Origin of the sequence: Methylobacterium sp. yr668 (assembly GCF_900116245.1) — a bacterium.
Taxonomy (GTDB): domain Bacteria; phylum Pseudomonadota; class Alphaproteobacteria; order Rhizobiales; family Beijerinckiaceae; genus Methylobacterium.
In genome coordinates, this window is the sequence record NZ_FOZY01000023.1 from 73,252 (window position 1) to 90,330 (window position 17,079).

At 72.6% G+C, this 17,079-nt stretch carries 17 protein-coding genes and 1 pseudogene; 13 read left to right on the forward strand and 5 right to left on the reverse strand.

Features of this window, described 5'->3' with window-relative positions; translation table 11 throughout:
- Positions 1-26: 26 nt before the first annotated feature.
- From BM419_RS23280 to BM419_RS23295, 4 genes are all read right to left on the reverse strand, one after another.
- Complete coding sequence (locus BM419_RS23280; RefSeq protein ID WP_020094477.1) at positions 27-842, reverse strand: ABC transporter permease; 816 nt, start codon at positions 840-842, stop codon at positions 27-29.
- Positions 833-1,603, reverse strand: coding sequence for an ABC transporter ATP-binding protein (locus tag BM419_RS23285; RefSeq protein ID WP_056527034.1), 771 nt, complete (start codon positions 1,601-1,603; stop codon positions 833-835). Before BM419_RS23285 ends, BM419_RS23280 begins: the two co-directional genes overlap by 10 nt.
- Positions 1,600-2,364 (reverse strand): GntR family transcriptional regulator, encoded by a 765-nt coding sequence (locus tag BM419_RS23290; protein ID WP_056527037.1) that lies wholly within the window; start codon positions 2,362-2,364, stop codon positions 1,600-1,602. Before BM419_RS23290 ends, BM419_RS23285 begins: the two co-directional genes overlap by 4 nt.
- A gap of 365 nt (positions 2,365-2,729) precedes the next feature.
- Positions 2,730-3,257 carry a MarR family winged helix-turn-helix transcriptional regulator gene (locus BM419_RS23295; RefSeq protein WP_056527040.1) on the reverse strand — a complete coding sequence of 176 codons (528 nt, stop codon included), beginning with the start codon at positions 3,255-3,257 and terminating at the stop codon, positions 2,730-2,732.
- A 121-nt stretch (positions 3,258-3,378) separates the two neighbouring features.
- On the opposite strand from BM419_RS23295, the gene BM419_RS23300 reads away from it, so the two are divergent.
- The 13 genes from BM419_RS23300 (at position 3,379) to BM419_RS23365 (ending at position 16,766) form a co-directional block, all read left to right on the forward strand.
- On the forward strand, positions 3,379-4,662 hold the full coding sequence (locus BM419_RS23300; RefSeq protein ID WP_056527044.1) for an amidohydrolase/deacetylase family metallohydrolase: 1,284 nt from the start codon (positions 3,379-3,381) through the stop codon (positions 4,660-4,662).
- A gap of 10 nt (positions 4,663-4,672) precedes the next feature.
- Positions 4,673-5,542, forward strand: a complete 870-nt coding sequence (locus BM419_RS23305) for an alpha/beta hydrolase (protein ID WP_056527166.1) — start codon at positions 4,673-4,675, stop codon at positions 5,540-5,542.
- On the forward strand, positions 5,539-7,893 hold the full coding sequence (locus tag BM419_RS23310) for a xanthine dehydrogenase family protein molybdopterin-binding subunit (protein WP_091927797.1): 2,355 nt from the start codon (positions 5,539-5,541) through the stop codon (positions 7,891-7,893). Before BM419_RS23305 ends, BM419_RS23310 begins: the two co-directional genes overlap by 4 nt.
- Positions 7,890-8,762, forward strand: a complete 873-nt coding sequence (locus BM419_RS23315) for an FAD binding domain-containing protein (protein WP_056527050.1) — start codon at positions 7,890-7,892, stop codon at positions 8,760-8,762. Before BM419_RS23310 ends, BM419_RS23315 begins: the two co-directional genes overlap by 4 nt.
- Positions 8,759-9,958 carry a xanthine dehydrogenase family Fe-S subunit gene (locus tag BM419_RS23320; RefSeq protein ID WP_056527053.1) on the forward strand — a complete coding sequence of 400 codons (1,200 nt, stop codon included), beginning with the start codon at positions 8,759-8,761 and terminating at the stop codon, positions 9,956-9,958. Before BM419_RS23315 ends, BM419_RS23320 begins: the two co-directional genes overlap by 4 nt.
- 34 nt (positions 9,959-9,992) lie before the next feature.
- Positions 9,993-11,141, forward strand: coding sequence for an ABC transporter substrate-binding protein (locus BM419_RS23325; RefSeq protein ID WP_020094468.1), 1,149 nt, complete (start codon positions 9,993-9,995; stop codon positions 11,139-11,141).
- A gap of 83 nt (positions 11,142-11,224) precedes the next feature.
- Entirely contained in the window at positions 11,225-12,097 is an 873-nt protein-coding gene (locus tag BM419_RS23330; protein WP_056527058.1) for a branched-chain amino acid ABC transporter permease, read from the forward strand.
- A complete protein-coding gene (locus BM419_RS23335) occupies positions 12,094-13,128 on the forward strand; it encodes a branched-chain amino acid ABC transporter permease (protein WP_056527061.1) in 1,035 nt (344 codons plus the stop codon). The genes BM419_RS23330 and BM419_RS23335 overlap by 4 nt, the downstream gene beginning before the upstream one ends.
- Complete coding sequence (locus BM419_RS23340; protein WP_056527063.1) at positions 13,125-13,943, forward strand: ABC transporter ATP-binding protein; 819 nt, start codon at positions 13,125-13,127, stop codon at positions 13,941-13,943. Before BM419_RS23335 ends, BM419_RS23340 begins: the two co-directional genes overlap by 4 nt.
- Positions 13,936-14,640 carry an ABC transporter ATP-binding protein gene (locus BM419_RS23345; protein WP_056527068.1) on the forward strand — a complete coding sequence of 235 codons (705 nt, stop codon included), beginning with the start codon at positions 13,936-13,938 and terminating at the stop codon, positions 14,638-14,640. The genes BM419_RS23340 and BM419_RS23345 overlap by 8 nt, the downstream gene beginning before the upstream one ends.
- Positions 14,633-15,031, forward strand: a complete 399-nt coding sequence (locus tag BM419_RS23350; protein WP_056527071.1) for a Rieske (2Fe-2S) protein — start codon at positions 14,633-14,635, stop codon at positions 15,029-15,031. Before BM419_RS23345 ends, BM419_RS23350 begins: the two co-directional genes overlap by 8 nt.
- Before the next feature lie 665 nt (positions 15,032-15,696).
- Positions 15,697-16,293: a response regulator gene (locus BM419_RS23360; protein ID WP_056527077.1), complete on the forward strand. Its 597-nt coding sequence runs from the start codon at positions 15,697-15,699 to the stop codon at positions 16,291-16,293.
- Positions 16,290-16,766, forward strand: coding sequence for a hypothetical protein (locus BM419_RS23365; RefSeq protein WP_244540836.1), 477 nt, complete (start codon positions 16,290-16,292; stop codon positions 16,764-16,766). The genes BM419_RS23360 and BM419_RS23365 overlap by 4 nt, the downstream gene beginning before the upstream one ends.
- 158 nt (positions 16,767-16,924) lie before the next feature.
- Here BM419_RS23365 and BM419_RS31720 read toward each other — a convergent pair.
- Positions 16,925-17,079: pseudogene (locus BM419_RS31720) on the reverse strand (IS5/IS1182 family transposase); the annotation flags it as partial.

Consider the following 17,079-nt stretch of genomic DNA (forward strand, 5'->3'; position numbering starts at 1 on the left):
GGCGTGTCCCCGGCTGGCGCCGGCCGTCACGGCTGCGCCACCTTCTTCCAGGCGAACAGGCGCTGCTCGGCCGGCTTCAGGACGAGCGTCTCGAGCCCGATCATCAGGGCGACGAGGGTGAGGGTCCAGGCGAAGACCTGGTCGGTCTGGACGAGGTCGGCCGCCTGCCGCAGGCGGTAGCCGATGCCGCTGCTCGCCCCGAGCGATTCCGCCACGAGGACGACCCGCGCCCCGAAGCCGATGGCGAGGCGCGCGCCCGCGAAGAAGGCGGGCAGGATCGTCGGCAGGTAGATCTTGGTCAGCACCTTGCGGCGCGGCATCCGGAAGGTGCGGGCGAGCTCGAGATGCTCGGCGCTGACCGTGCGCGTGCCCTGCCAGACGTTGGTCAGGATCAGCGGCATCGCGGTCATGAACACCACGAAGATCGTGGTCCAGTTCGAGAGGCCGAACCAGATCAGCGCGAAGATCGCCCAAATCGCGGAGGAGACGGTGTTGGTCACCGTCAGCACCGGCTCGAAGAAGCGCCCGAGGCGCGGGCTCGCGCCGAGCAGCAGGCCGAGCGGCAGCCCCACGAGGGCCGCGAAGGCGAGGCCGGCGCCGATCCGGCCCAGCGTGATGCCGAGATCAGCGGCGAAGCTCGGCGTGGCGACGAGGCCGAGCCACGTGTGCCAGACCCGCGCGGGGCTCGGCAGGACGAAGCTCGGCGCGTGCAGCGATCCGAGCTGCCACGCGGCCAGCGCTAGGGCGAGCAGGGCGAGCCGCTGGAGCAGCACGCCCGCCCGGCGTCCGGCGCCGGACGTCCGCGTCCGCCGGATCAGGCGCGGCGGGGTCTTCACGAGCATCGCGCGCTCGCGGCGGAGAGGCTGATGCGCAGGCGCCGGACCTCCTCGGCGACCTCCGTCGAGAGCGGGTCGCGGGGGTACGGCAGATCGATGGCCCGGACAGTGCCGATCCGGCCCGGCCGCGGGTGCAGGACAACCACCTGGCTCGCCAGCACCACCGCCTCCTCGACGTCGTGCGTGACGAAGACCAGGGTCATCGCCCGCAGGCCGGCGATGCGCAGCAGCTCCGCGTGCATCTGCGCGCGGATCTCGGGATCGAGCTTCGAGAACGGCTCGTCGAGGAGCAGGATCTTGGGCTCGGTCACGAGGCTGCGCGCGAGCGCCACCCGGCTGCGCATGCCCCCCGACAATTCGTGCGGGTAGGCGTCGCGGAAGGCCTCCAGCCCGACGAGCCGCAGGGTCTCGTCGACCCGCCGCGCCCGCTCCGCCCGGCCCATGCGTCCGGCCTCGAGGCCGAAGGCGACGTTCTGGGCGGCCGTGCGCCAGGGCAGCAGCCGGTCCTCCTGGAACATGTAGGTCATGGCCCGCCAGTCGCGGAAGGCGTGCGACGGGATGCCGTTCAGGAGGACGGCGCCCTGATCGGGCTCGACCAGCCCCGCGATCATGTTGAGGAGGGTACTCTTTCCGCAGCCCGACGCGCCCAGGATCGCGACGATCGCGCGCTGCGGGATCGCGATGTCGACGGTGTCGAGGACGTGGAGCGGCCCGCCCTCGCGCCGGTCGAACCACTTGCTGACATGGTCGAGCTCGACGGCGTTCACGGCTCGCCCCCGTCGACCCGGGCCGGCCGCACCGGCGCCACCACCGCGGTGTCGCGCAGGCTGGCGATGACCTTCTCCAGCGTCATGTCGCGGAACGTCTCGACGTGGCGGCGGGCCACCAGGGCGGCGCTGTCGGCGTCGCCCGCCACCAGATGCTCGATCAGCGCGGTGTGGTCGTTCTCGATGTTCGGCCGCACCCCCTGCACGCCGAAGCCGAGGGCGACGAGGCGGGTCATCTCGTCGAGGAGGCCCGACAGCGTCCGGTACAGGCGCCCGTTCCCCGCGGCCGCGGCGATCGCGAGGTGGAAGCCCCGGTTGGCCTCAAGGAAGAAGTCGATCTGGTTGCCCATCTCCACCGTGATCTTGCGGCGGCAGGCCTGCTCCAGGCGCTCCAGATGCGCCCGGTTCACGCGGCCGGCGGCGCCCCGCGCCGCGAGGGGCTCGAGCTCCATCCGGAGGGCGAAGACCTCGTCGACATCCTTCACGGTCACCGGGCTGACCCGGTAGCCGTGCCGCGGCATCGAGCTGACGAAGCCTTCCTGGGCGAGGCGCTGGAGCGCGATCCGGCAGCTCGCCTTGCCGATCTCGAACCGCTCCATCACCTCGGCCTCGGTGAAGCGCGTACCGGGCAGGAGGCGGCAGGCGACGATCTCGCGGCGCATCAGGTCATAGGCCTGGTTGCCCTTGCGCGTGGCGTCGGGGACGGCGAGCACCGTCGCGGTCGGGCGAGCGGGCCGGGACCTGTCATCGCGGGTCGTCATCGCACCTCGCTGTTCGGGCATTGAGGCTCCCACAGCATGCTGTGAGCTGCCCACCGCACGCAGGACATGTGCCAACCCCGCGCCGGCCCGCCTGCGCGCGGCGCGCATCGGCGGGCGGAACGATTGTCGGGTGCCGGCATTCGTCGCGCTGTGGGAAGCTCAGCTACGACGCGTGATCAGCTCAGCGCGCGCTGTGGGCATTCCATGGCGTATTTATGCGCAACGTCTCCGCGTTGTGTAAATGGAATGCGCGTCCAATTTTCGCGAAGATATTGGAAGAAAGAGCTTTTCGCGGCGCTCCGACGCGGAACGATCTGTGTTTTCTTTGAGCAGTGAGGCGTGCTGCCGGCCGCGTCTGCGACGCCCTACAGGATGTCGGGCTGGCCGCGCCGGTGCTCGTGCCCCGCGATGACGCGGCTCAGGAGCCGGGTCAGGGTGTCCTGCTCCGCCGGGGTGAGGGCCTCGACGGTCGCGGCGTGCGCGGCCCGCGCCGCCGGCTCCATCGCGCCGTGGAGCGCGGCGCCCTCGTCCGTCAGCCGGCAGACCTGCGCGCGGCGGTCGAGGGGCGAGGTCGTGCGGCTCACCAGACCGCGGGCCGCGAGGCGCTTCAGGGCGCCGGTCGTCGTCGTCCGGTCGAGGGCGACCGCGCTCGCGAGCGTCGTCTGATCGGCCTCCCCCAGATCGCGCAGCAGCGAGAGCAGGCTGTACTGGAGCGGGGTGACGCGAAACGCGGCACAGCGTTCGGCGAAGAGGCTGACGTGGATCTGGTGCATGCGGCGGGCGAGGAAGCCCGGGCGCTCGGCCAGGGGCCAGTGCCGCGCCTCCGCCGCCTCCGCGGCGGCCCCCGCCTCTGCCGACCCCGCCGCGAACCCGGCGTCTGGGACCTCATCCATCGTCCGCCTCCGCAGAACGGTTCCAGCCTTGGCACGCGGTGTGCAACGCCGGAATACGAAGCATGCTTCGCTTTTGGCAAGGGCGAGGCCGGCGCGCGCCGGCCGGGACCACGAGGTCGACATGGACAATCGCCGCTATGATCTGGTTCTGCGGGGTGGGCGGGTCATCTGCCCGGCCTCCGGCATCGACGGCATCCGCGACGTGGCGGTGCGGGACGGGCGCATCGCCGCCGTGGCGGAGACGATTTTGCCCTCGGCCGCCGCCGAGGTGGTCGACGTCTCGGGCAAGCTCGTCCTGCCCGGCATGATCGACACCCACGCCCACGTCTACCAGTACGTCACCGGCCGGTTCGGCCTGAACCCCGACATGGTCGGCGTGCGCTCGGGCGTGACCACGGTGGTGGACCAGGGCGGGCCGTCCTGCATGACCCTGCCGGGCTTCCGCCACTTCATCGCCGAGCGCTCCGAGACGCAGGTCCTCGCCTTCCTGTCGGCCTACCTCGTCGGCGGCCTGGAAGGGCATTTCTACCCGAACCTCTACAGCCCGGACGGCGTCGACATCGACGCCACCGTGAAGTCGGCCACCGAGAACCGCGACCTCGTGCGCGGCATCAAGGGCCACGCCGAGATCGGCGGCTTCGCCCGCTGGGGCATCAAGGTGATGGAGATGGCCGCCGAGATCAGCCGGCGCGCCGACCTGCCGCTCTACGTGCATTTCGGCCAGCTCTGGGGCCTGCCGGAATCGGGCGCCAACGGCGAGGATGCCGACACCATCGTCGAGCGGGTGATCCCGCTGCTGCGGCCCGGCGACGTGCTGGCCCATCCCTTCACCCGCCACCCGGGCGGCTTCATCAACGAGCAGGGCGAGGTCCACCACATCATCCGCCGGGCCATGGAGGCCGGGCTGAAGGTCGATGTCGGCCACGGGAGCCACTTCTCCTACCGCGTGGCCCGCGCGTCCCTGCCGGCCGGCGTGATCCCCTACACGCTCGGCGCCGACATGCACGGCTACAACACCGAGGTGCCCGAGGTGACGAAGCCCGCCGGCACCCCGGACGAGCACCACGACGACGAGAACCACCCGTTCCTCGGGCAGGCCCGGTTCAGCCTCACCCAGGCGATGAGCTCGATGATGGCGCTGGGCATCCCGCTGGAGGACGTGGTGCCGATGGTGACCTCGCACCCGGCCGAGATGCTGCGCATGGGCGACCGGATCGGCGCGCTCAAGGTCGGCTACGCGGCCGACGTCTCGGTGCTGCACGACGATCGCGGCCGCTTCCTGCTGCGCGACAACGAGAACACGCGGGTGATCGCCGACCGCCTGCTGCGCCCGGCCTTCTGCCTGCGCGCGGGGAAGCGCTTCGAGGCCGACTCGCCGATCCTGCCCCAGGCGATCGCGGCCTGAGGTGGCGCCGGTGACCGCCTTCGTCCTCGACGACCCGACCCCGCCGGACCCGCGCCGCCGCTGGGACAGCCTGGACTTCGCGGCCCGGGGCGCCTGCTACGACAACAACGCGGGCGTGCCCGACAGCGCCGCGCAGGTCGCGGCCCGCAACGCGGCCTCCGCGGCCTACCGCGCGGCGCACCCGGCCGGGCTCGACATCCCCTACGCCGCCGGCGCACGCACCGGCTTCGACCTCTACCCGGCGGCGGAGACGGGGGCGCCCTGCCTCGTCTTCGTCCACGGCGGCTACTGGCAGCGCAACGCCCGGGCCGATTTCGCCTGCTTCGCGGAAGGGCTGAACGCCGCCGGCTGGTCGGTGGCGATGCCGGGCTACACCCTGGCACCCGAGGCGAGCCTCACCGGGATCGTCGCCGAGATCGGGGCCGCCCTCGACTGGCTCGCCGCGCACGGGACGGCGCGCGGGATCGGCGGCCCGATCGTCCTCGCCGGCTGGTCCGCGGGGGCGCAGCTCGCCGCGCTCCATCTCGGGCATCCCGCCGTGTCCGCGGGTTTGGCGATCTCCGGCGTCTACGACCTCGCGCCGATCCGCGAGACCTACCTGAACGAGAAGCTCGGCCTGACCGACGGGGAGATCGAGACCCTGTCGCCCCTGCGGCTGGCCGTCGTGCCCAAGCCCATGACGGTCGCCTACGGCAGCCGGGAGCTGCCCGCCCTCGTCCGCGACGCGCGCAACCTCCACGCCCGGCGCGGCGCCGCCCACGCGCCGGGCGCCCTGCTGCCGGTGCCGGGCGCCGACCACTTCTCGATCCTCGACGAATTCCGCCGGCCCGACGGCCTCCTGGTCCGCGCCGCCCAGGATGTTCTCGGAGGCGCCCGATGAGCCGCGAGGGCGTCGGGGCTCCCCTGCCCCGCAAGGAGGACGAGCGCCTGATGCGCGGGCGCGGCCAGTATGTCGGCGACCTCCGGCTGCCGGGGATGCAGGACGTCGCCTTCGTGCGCAGCCCGCTCGCCCATGCCCGGATCCGCGCCGTCCACGTGCCGGAGGCCTACCGCGACCGCGTCTTCACCGCCGCCGACCTCGACGGCGTGCTGCCGATCCGGGCGGTCTCGGGGCTGCCCGGCTTCAAGGTTTCCGAGCAGCCGGTGCTCGCCACCGGCAAGGTCCGGCAGGTCGGCGAATTGGTGGCGATGTGCGTCGCCCCGACCCGCGCGGAGGCCGAGGACATCGCCGCCGCCGTCGTGCTCGACCTGGAGGAGCTGCCCGCAATCCACGACATGCTGGCTGCCCGCGCGCCGGGCTCCGCCCTCGTCCACGAGCACTGGGGCGACAACGTCTTCCTGGAGACCCTGGTCGATGTCGGCATCGAGAGCGCCCTCGACGCGCCGATCAAGGTGAGCCGCACCATCTCGACGGGGCGGCAATGCATGGCGCCGATCGAGGGCCGCGGCACCGTGGTGAGCCTCGATCACCGCCTGGACCAGCTCGTGGTCCACACCGCGAGCCAGATGCCGCACATCGTGCGCAACGGCCTCTCCGAATGCCTCGGGATCGAGCAGGGCCGCATCCGCATCGTCTCGCCGGATGTCGGCGGCGGGTTCGGCTACAAGGCGATCCTGCTCGCCGAGGACGTGGCGCTGGCGTGGCTCGCGCTCCGCTGCGGCCATCCGGTCCGCTGGCTGGAGGACCGGCGCGAGCACCTGACCGCCAACGCCAATTGCCGCGAGCACCATTACCGCATCACCGCCTACGCGGAGCGGGACGGGACGCTGCGCGGCATCGACTGCGAGGCCACCGTCGATTCCGGCGCCTACTCGGCCTACCCGTTCTCGGCCTGCCTGGAGGCCGCGCAGGTCGCCAGCATCCTGCCGGGGCCCTACGACTTCCCGGCCTATCGCTGCCGCACGTGGTCGGTGGCGACCAACAAGTGCCCGATCCTGCCCTACCGGGGGGTGGCGCGCACCGGAGTCTGCTTCGCCCTGGAGCTCGTCCTCGACGCCGTCGCCCGCGCGGCCGGGATCCCGCCCGAGGCGGTGCGCGAGAAGAATCTCGTGCGGCCCGGGCAGATGCCGTTCGAGAACATCACGAAGAAGCACTTCGACAGCGGCGACTACCCGGAGGCGCTCGCCCGCGCGCTGAAGGCCGTCGACGTGGCGGCGGTCCGCGCCCGCCAGCGTGAGGGCGAGCCGGACGGGCGCCGGATCGGCCTCGGCCTCGCGATCTACTGCGAGCAGGCCGCGCACGGCACCTCGGTCTATTCCGGCTGGGGCATCCCGATGGTCCCCGGCCACGAGCAGGCGAGCGCCCGCCTCACCCCGGACGGCGGCCTGGAATTGCGGATCGGCGCCCATTCCCACGGCCAGGGCCTGGAGACGACGCTGGCCCAGGTCGCCCACGAGATCCTGGGCGTCCCGGTGGCGCGCACCCGCCTCGTCCACGGTGACACCGCCATGACCCCCTACTCCACCGGCTCCTGGGGCTCCCGCGTGATGGTGATGGCGGGCGGCGCGGTGGCGGCGGCCTGCGAGGAACTGCGGGCCCGGGCCGTGCGGATCGGCGCCCACCTGCTCCAGGCGCGGCCCGAGGAATGCCGGTTCGAAGGTGGCCACGTCGTCGGCCCCACGGGCGATGTCCCGCTCGAGGCGATCGCCCGCACCTGGTACCGCCGCCCGCAGGACCTCGCGCCCGACACCGATCCCTGCGGGCTCGAAGTCACCGCCGGCTACAAGCCGGTGCGCGATTCCGGCACCTTCTCGTACGCGGCGCACGCGGCCGTGGTGGCGGTCGATCCCGATCTCGGGGCGGTGGAGATTCTCGACTACGTCATCGTCGAGGACGGCGGCACGCTGGTGAATCCCCTCGTGGTCGACGGCCAGATCTACGGCGGCCTCGCGCAGGGGATCGGTACGGCCCTGTTCGAGGAGATGCGCTTCGACGCCCGCGGCCAGCCGCTGGCCTCGACGTTGGCCGACTACCTCCTGCCCGGCGCCGCCGACGTGCCGATGGCGCGCATCGACCACATGGAGACGCCCTCGCCCTACACGCGCTTCGGCCAGAAGGGCATCGGCGAGGGCGGCGCGATCGCGCCGCCGGCGGCGCTCGCCAACGCCGTGAACGACGCCCTCGCGCCGCTGGGCGTCGAGCTGCTGCACTCGCCCCTCACCCCCCGGCGGATCGTGGAGGCGGTGCTCGCCGCCCGTGATCCCGCCGAGACCGCGCGGGAGGCCGCATGAAGCCCGCCGCCTTCGCCTGGGAGCGCCCCGACAGCCTGCCGGCGCTGCTGGCACGCCTCGCCGAAGCCCCCGCGGGCGTGAAGCTGATCGCGGGCGGCCAGTCCCTCGGGCCGATGCTGAACCTGCGCCTCGTCGAGCCCACCCTGATCCTCGACATCACCGGCGTGCCCGAGCTCCGGACCGCGCGGGTCGAGGGCGACACGCTCGTGCTCGGGGCCTGCGTGACCCACGCCGACGTCGAGGACGGGCGCGTCCCGGACCTCACCGGCGGCGCGCTGCGGCGGGTCGCGGCCGCCATCGCCTACCGGCCGGTGCGCAACCGCGGCACGATCGGCGGCAGCCTCGTCCACGCCGACCCGGCCGCCGACTGGGTGAGCGCCCTGACCGCCCTCGGCGCCGAGGTCGAGATCGCGGGGCGCAACGGCCGCCGCACCCTGCCGGTGGAGCATTTCGTGACCGGCGCCCTCGAAGTGGCGCTCGGCGCGGACGAGATCCTGGTCGCGGTGCGCGTCCCGGCGCTGCCGGCGGGCGCGGCCTGGGGCTACGTCAAGCACTGCGCGAAGATCGGCGAGTTCGCCCACGCCATCGGGGCCGTGCGCCTCGAGCCCGGCGCGGGCCGGGGCCGGGCCGTGATCGGCGCGGTCGAGGGGCCGCCCGTGCTCCTGGCCGATGCCCGCCCTCTCTTCGGCGGCCGCATCGGCGCCGACTTCGCCGCGCGCTTCGACCTTCGGGCCGCCGACCTCGCGCTGCGGGAGGCCGGGATGGCCGACGCGGTCGAGCGGCACATCCACGTCACCGTCCTGAGCCGCGCGGTGGCCGCGGCGGCTGCGCCCGATCCCCGATCCGACACCCTTCCGGAGGCCGCATGAGCGCCGCGCTGGTCGAACCCGGGCCGTCGCGCATGGCCCTGGCGCTGACGGTGAACGGCCGGGCCGTGCGGGTCGCGGCCGAGCCGCGCAGCCACCTCGGCGACGTGCTGCGCGACGGGCTCGACCTCACCGGCACGCATCTGGGCTGCGAGCACGGCGTCTGCGGCGCCTGCACGGTCCTGCTCGACGGCGAGCCGGCCCGCGCCTGCCTCACCTACGCGGGGGCCTGCGCGGGCGCCGCGGTCACGACGATCGAGGGCCTCGACGCGGACGCGATCGCGGGCGAGCTGCGGGCCGCCTTCAACCGCGAGCACGCGCTCCAGTGCGGCTACTGCACGCCCGGGATGCTGGTGGCCGCCCGCGACCTGGTCCTGCGGCTGCCCGAGGCCGACGAGCGGCGGATCCGCGTCGGCCTGTCGGGCAACCTGTGCCGCTGCACCGGCTATACCGGCATCGTCCGGGCCGTGATGGCGGTGATCGCGGAAAGGCGTGGGCGCGGCATCCCCCCCGAGACCAGCGCGGCGCGGCCGCTCGGCCCGGTCGGCGCCCGGATCGGCGACGCGGCTTTCGCGCCCCTGGAACCGCCGGCGGATCGGATCGCCCCGGCGGCGCCCGCGGCCGTCGCGGACCTGTCCGACGCGTTCACCCCGGCCCACGGCTTCACGCAGGTGCTCGACCTCCTCCACCCGCCGGAGGCCGTCTTCGCCCTGCTGGGCGACCTCGCGGCGGTCGCCGCCTGCCTGCCGGGCGCGGTGCTGACGGCGCGGCCCACCCCCGACACGGTCGAGGGCGGCCTGCAGGTGCGGATCGGGCCGATCGCCGCGACGTTCCGCGGCCGCGCCCGCCTCGCGCGGGACGAGGCCGCCCGGACCGGCGCGGTCCACGGGGCCGGCACCGACGCGGGCGGCCGCTCGGCGACCGAGGGCCGGATCCGCTACCGGGTCGAGGCCGGGCCGACGCCCGGCACCGCCCGGGTCGAACTCGACGTCGGCTACACCCTGACCGGGCCGCTCGCGCAGTTCGGCCGGCCCGGCCTCGTGCGCGACCTCGCCGGCCGCATCGCCGCGGAGTTCACCCGCAACCTCGATGCCCGGCTCTCGGGCGTCGCGGCGCCGGCGCCCGCCGGCCTCAACCCGCTCCGCCTGCTCCTCGGCCTCGCCCGCGCGCGCCTCGCCGCGTGGTTCGGCCGCGCCTGATCCCATCCCGCCCCAACGCACCGGAGACACGCGAATGCTAGGCAGGTTCACCCTCACGACCGCGATCCTGCTGGCGCTGACGGCCACCGGCGCACGGGCGGAGGCGATCCGCATCGGCGTCAACGAGCCGCTGACCGGGCCGTTCGCGGCCTCGGGCACCTACGTGGTCAACGGCGCCAAGATCGCCGCCGACGAGATCAACGCCAAGGGCGGCGTCCTCGGGAAGAAGCTCGAACTCGTGATCGAGGACAACAAGAGCAACCCGACCGAGGCCGCCGCGGTCGCCGAGAAGCTGATCACCAGCGATAAGACCCCGGTGATGATGGGCGCTTGGGGCTCCAGCCTGACGCTGGCTGTGATGCCCAAGCTCGCGGATTACGAGACGCCGATGCTGGTCGAGACCTCCTCGTCCGGCAAGATCACGACCTCCGGCAACCCCTACGTGTTCCGGATCTCGCCGCCCTCGTCGCTCGAGGCCGAGACCTTCGCGCCCATGGTCGGCCGCCTCGGGCTGAAGAAGGTCGACTTCCTCGTCCTCAACAACGATTTCGGCCGCGGCGCCGCGACCGATTTCGGCAAGATGCTCAAGGACAAGGGCGTGACGGTCGGCCTCGTCGAGACCATGGACCAGGGCGCGCAGGACATGAGCGCCCAGCTCGCCAAGCTGAAGGCGTCGGATTCCGACACGATCATGATCACGAGCTCGGTCGATCAGCTCGTGCTGCTGTTCAAGCAGATGGCGGCGCTCGGCCTGAAGAAGCGGGTCATCACCACCGGCGGATCCCAGAACCCGGACCAGATCATCGCCCAGGCTGGCGCGGCCGCCGACGGCACGATGCACCTGACGACCTTCCTGCCCTGGTCGCCCGACAAGACGCCGGACCCGAAGGCTACCGAGGCCTTCATCGCCGCGTGGAAGACGCGCGGCTTCGACTTCGCCGGCGTCACCGAGAGCTTCCGCGGCTACGACGGCATCCGCGCGATCGCCCACGCCATCGAGAAGGCGGGTTCGGCCGATCCGTCCGCGATCACCAAGGCCTTCTGGTCGGTCGACTTCGTCGGGCTCAACGGGCCGATCCGCTTCGCCAAGGCCGGCCCCGCCGGGAAGGAGAGCGGCCAGAGCAAGCCCGACGTCTACCTCATCGAGATCAAGAACGGGACGGTGATCGTGCCGGCGCTGTGAGCGCCCCTGAGCCGGCGCTCTGATGCCGGCCCCCTCGCCCGTCCGCCGGCCCCCGGGCCGGGGCGCACCCTCGGAGGCCGCCCGTGAACGAACTGATCCAGCACCTCGTCAACGCCCTCATCCTCGGCGGCACCTACGCGCTGCTGGGGATCGGCCTTACGCTGATCTTCGGGATCATGAATGTCGTGAACTTCACCCACGGCGCGCTCTACACGGTCGGCGCCTACGTCATGTACCTCGCGGTCGCCGCGCTGGGACTGAACTTCTTCCTGGCGCTTCCTGTGGCGATCCTCGGCGGGCTCCTGCTCGGGGCCGCGATCGAGTTGCTGCTGCTGCGCCCGTTCCGAGGTTCGGACATCGACACCACCATGCTGGTGATGATCGGCGCCGGCATCGTCCTGCAATCGGGCACGCTCTGGACCTTCGGCGGCGTCGCCAAGGCGATCCCCGCGCCCTTTCCCGAGGCGCCGCTCCAGGTCGGCCCGGTCTCGGTGTCGTGGCTGCGGCTGTTCGTGCTCGGGGCGGCGCTGACGCTGATCGCCCTCACCTACGCGCTGATCAACCGGACCAAGCTCGGTCTCGCCATGCGCGCCGCGTTCCAGGATTCCGACACGGCGGCGCTGCTGGGCGTCGACGTCCGCCGGATCTACACCGCGACCTTCGCGCTCGGCTCGTCGCTCGCCGCGGCCGCCGGCGCGCTCCTCGGTCCGGTCTACGTCGTGTTCCCGCAGATGGGCGGCCTCGCCGAGCTCAAGGCCTTCGCCATCGTCATCCTGGGCGGGCTCGGCAACGTCACCGGCGCGGCGATCGGCGGCTTCATCCTGGCGCTCGCCGAGGAGCTGGGCGCCGGCTACGTCTCCTCCGGCTACCGGGACGCGATGGGCTTCCTGATCATCATCGCGGTCCTGCTCTGCAGGCCGACCGGGTTGTTCGCCAAGGCGGAGCGCATCGGATGAACCGGCTCCTCCCCCTCGCCCTGCTCGCCGGCCTCGTCGCCCTGCCCCTGGGGCTCGGCGCCAACCCCTACCTCCTCAACGCGCTGATCGTGACCGGCATCCTGACGATCGGCGCCATGAGCCTGAACCTGCTCCTCGGCTTCACCGGGCAGCTCAGCCTCGGCCACATCGCGTTCTTCGGGATCGGCGCCTATGTGAGCGCGCTGACCAGCCTCGGCTTCGACGTGGATCTCGGCTTCGGCATCCGTGCGGTCCACGAGCCCTGGCCGGCGGTGGTCGGCCTCCTGCTGGCGACGGCGGCGGCGGGCGGCTGCGGCTACCTGATCGGGCGGCTCTCCTTCCGGGTGCGGGGCGCCTACTTCGTGATCGTGACGATCTCGTTCGCCGAGGTCGTGCGGCTCGTGGCGCTTAACTGGGTGGAGCTGACGCAGGGGCCGCTGGCGCTCACCAACATCCCCGCCATCACCCTCGGCCTGCCGGGCCTCGGGATGTGGACCCTCAAGACCAAGCTCCAGAACTACTACCTCGTGCTGGCCGTGGGGACGCTCTGCTACGCCGTGATCGCCCGCTTGGTCGGCGGGCGCTTCGGCCGGGCGATGCGGGGCCTCAAGGAGAACGAGCCGCTGGCGCTCTCGGTCGGCATCAACGCCACGCGCACGCTGACGGTGGCGGCGGTGATCTCGGCCGCCATGGCCGGCGCGGCCGGCAGCCTCTACGCCCATTACCTGCGGATCATCGATCCCGACGTGTTCCTGTTCGCCACCACGGTCACCATGGTCATCATGGTGGTGGCGGGCGGCAAGGGCACCCTGCTGGGCCCGGTCGTCGGCGGCCTGATCTTCGGCCTGCTGCCGGTGGCGCTCCGCCCGGTCATGGCGCCGGAGGCGCAGTGGATCGTCTACGGCCTCGTGCTGATCGTGATCCTGTTCGTGATGCCGCGGGGCATCGTGCCGGGATTGGCGGCGCTGCTGGGCCGCCGGCCGGCCCCGGCCGCGCCCGTCCTCGAGGCCAACCCGGCGGTGCAGCGATGAGCGCGATCCTCTCCGTCGAGCATGTCGGCGTCCGCTTCGGGGGCCTCGTCGCCATCGCGGACCTGCATTTCGACGTCCGGGCCGGCGAGATCGTCAGCCTGATCGGCCCGAACGGGGCCGGCAAGACGACGGCCTTCAACGTGATGACGGGCTTCCTCAAGCCCAGCCAGGGCGCGGTCCGCTTCCGCGGCACGTCCCTGAAGGGCCTGCCGCCGCACGCGATCACGCGGCTCGGCCTCGCCCGCACCTTCCAGCGCACCAGCGTCTTCCCGGACGACACGGTGTTCGACAACGTGATGATCGGCCTGCACCAGATGGGCGCCGCGGCGGGCCGCGCGCCCGTTCTGGACGCGCTTCTCGGCCGCGCGGGGGCTGGCGAGAGGCAGCTGCGCGCCCGGGCCGCGGCGCTCCTCGACTGGGTCGGGCTCGCCGGGCGGGCGCAGGAGAAGGCCGGCGCCCTCGCCTACGGGGAGCAGCGCCTCGTCGGCGTGGCGCTGGCGCTCGCCACCGAGCCCGCCATGCTGCTTCTCGACGAGCCGGTCTCGGGGATGAACGCTTCCGAGACGCGGGTCTTCGTGCGCCTGATCCGGCAGATCCGGGAGCGCGGCGTCACCATCCTGCTCGTCGAGCACGACATGCCGATGGTGATGGAGGTCTCCGACCGCATCGTCGTCCTCAACTACGGGCGCCTGATCGCCGAGGGGCCGCCGGACCGGATCCGCAGCGACCCGGCGGTGATCGAGGCCTATCTCGGCCAGGGCAGTGCCGCCCGGCAGGCCGCCGCGGCTGCCGCGCAGGAGGCGGTCCATGCTTGAGATCCGCGACCTCGTCTGCGGCTACGGCCACGTCACGGCGCTGAAGGGGCTCACGATCGACGTGCGCGCGGGCCAGCTCGTGGCCCTCGTCGGCGCCAACGGCGCCGGCAAGTCCACGACGCTCCGGGCGATCTCCGGCCTCGTCCCGCCGCGCTCCGGCGCGATCCGGTTCGCCGGCCGGGACATCGCGGGGGCGGAGCCCCGCCGGATTTTGGCGGCGGGCATCGCCCATTGCCCGGAGGGCCGGCGCGTCTTCCCGCAGATGACGGTCGCCGAGAACCTCGCCATGGGCGCCTACCTGCGCCGCGACCGGGCGGCGGTCGCGGCGGACCTAGCGCGCATCTACGGGGAGTTCCCGCGCCTCGCGGAGCGGCGCGACCAGGCCGCCGGCACGCTGTCGGGCGGCGAGCAGCAGATGCTGGCGATCGGCCGCGCGCTGATGGGGCGCCCGAAGCTCGTGCTGTTCGACGAGCCGTCCCTGGGGCTCGCCCCCAACATCGTCGAGCGGATGTTCGCGGTGATCGGCGCGATCCGCGACGCCGGCACGACCGTGCTCCTCGTCGAGCAGAACGCCTTCGCGGCCCTCGAACTCTGCGACTACGCCTACCTCCTCGAAGCCGGCCGCATCGTCCTCGAGGGGCGCGGGCAGGACCTCATCGCCGACCCCCACGTGCGGGACGCCTATCTCGGTGGCTGAGCGGGATCTGCCGGGCCGGATCCGCCTCGGCCCGGTCGACCTTCTCGGCGACCGGGACCTGCTCCCCGTCACCGCGGGCGGCCGCCGCCTGCTCCTCGTCCGGGACGGCGCGCGGATCGTGGCCGCCGAGCGCGCCTGCCCGCACGAGGGGGCCGACCTCGCACTCGGCCGCTGCGTCGCGGGCCGGCTGCACTGCCCCCGGCACCAGGCCTCGTTCGACCTCCGGGACGGTGCCGTCTCGCCGGGCTGGTCGTTCCGGGCCCTGCGCCTGTCCGCGGTCGAGGCGGCGCCGGACGGGCTCTGGCTCAGGACCGGCTCCGGCCTTCTCGCGCCGGACACCGCGCCGCCGGGCGGCCGCGGATTCCCGGCCGGCCCGGAGATCCGACGGTAGAGCGATCGAGATCAGCCGATCCGTCTCGCTCTACGGCAGCGAGGTCGGGATCGCGGCGCTCACCGCCTGTCTCGTGCGGACGAACGGCCCGCACGCGCGCCTGCTCGCGCGGGGACGCATCGCGAGGACGGTCGCGGGTCCCACCGGCCGCTGAGGATCGGCGCTGATCGCCCGTCCGAAGGTGTCGGCCCAGGACAGCCTCGTCACGTTGTCCGGGGTCGGAGCGGGCGGAGCTTCCCGATCGGCCGCCCGGCCGCGCTTGCGGGCCGCGGCACCGATCCACCGCACGATCAGGGGACCCTTCGCGTCGAACGTCGGATCGGACGCGGTCCGGCCGATGCCTCGTCTCTGACGGCGATGAATCATGGACTTCCCTCGAGTCGACTTGGGAGGGCCGCGCGCGCGGTCCGACGGACGTCACCGCCCGCGATCACCGGACCGTCGCCGCGACGGCAGCGGTGTGAAGCGCAGGCCGCGCGGGATGGCGGACGCCCTCGCCCAGCATCCGATCCCGTCCGCGTGGTCTCCAGCTGCATGTCCGGGCGCGCGCGATCGAATTCCTCGACCCGTGGCTTAGCCGATCGGGATGGCTTCGTGGACCAGTCCACATGGACTGGTCCATGACCCGTGACGGCGCCTGTGCGGTTGCTCTAGACAGGATCCGCATGGCGCAGGAAGCAATCCTCATCATCGATGACCACGCGCTGTTCCGGTCCGGCATCGTCTCGATGCTGTCGACGGCGTTCGATGAGATCCCGGTTCTCGACAGCCCATCGCTGCACGAGGCGCTCGCCATCGTGGCCGTCGTCCCGACGATCGTCCTCCTCGACATCCAGTTGCCGGGCATCGGCGGGCTCGAGGGGATGGGCCTGCTCCAGCAACGCTGGCCGGCCGCCCGGATCGTCGTCGTGTCCGGCCTGGATCTGCCCGATACCGTCAGCACGGCGCTGGCGCAGGGCGCCTGCGCGTTCCTGTCCAAGACCGACCGCCCCGAGCGGATGATGACGGTCCTGCGCGAGATGCTCGCCCGGTCGTCCGCGGTCCCGCGGGTCGGGGGCGCCCTCTGCCCGACGCTCACGCCGCGGCAGGCCGAGGTGCTGACCCTCGTCGGGCGCGGATTGTCCAACAAGATGATCGGACGCAATCTCGGTCTGTCGGAACACACGGTCCGCGGCCACGTGCAGGGTCTGCTGTCGGTCCTGGGGGTGACCCGGCGCGCCGAGGCGGTGTTCAAGGCGCAGCAGTTCGGCCTGATCCGATGAGCCCGTCGCAGGAGGAGCGGATCGCGGCCGAGCAGTTGCGCCTCGTCCTGGACGGCGTCACGCAGTCGGTCGCCGTCGGTTTCCTCGTCTCGACGCTCATGCTGGCCGTGCTGTGGAGCCTGGTGCCCCACGCCGTCCTGCTGAGCTGGTACGGCGCGTTCCTCGTCGAGCGGTTCGGGGCGGCCGCCTACGCGCGTCGTGTCCGCGCCGCGATCGGCGAGCCCGACCGCGCCCGCCGGGTCGAACGGGTCATCTTCCTGAGCAAGATCGTCGAGGGCGCGATCCTGGGATCGCTGATCTGGATCGCGCTGCCGCTCCAGGTCCCGGCGGTGAGCATCCTGACCATGTCGCTGCTGGGCGCGACCTGCAGCAACGGCGTCTCGCTCCTGGCGCCGCGGCGGCACCTCTACCTCGCCCTCGTCGTGCCCGTCGCCGTCCTGGCCGCGGGAACCCTCTGGTCCAGGCCGTGTTAAAACGCCGAGAATCGGCTTTGTGCTGGGGTGCCGCCCCAATTTTGCGAGAATAGGCGCTCCACCGTTTGGATCGACCCTTTGTGGTCGCGCATCCGTTTGAGTTGAAGGCGCTGCTGGACGGCTTTTCAGCCCCTCGGTGAACGATCAAAGGCCTTCACTCAGGCGGGGATCGCTGCCAAGAGCTTCCGGCTTCCCATGATGTTGAGAACCCGCGTCAGATTGTAGGCCAGGACCTGGAGTGCCATCTCGGTCGAGACGCGCGGCAAGGTCTTGGTCAAGAAGTGCGTCGCCCCCATCCGTGCCTTCAGCGTGC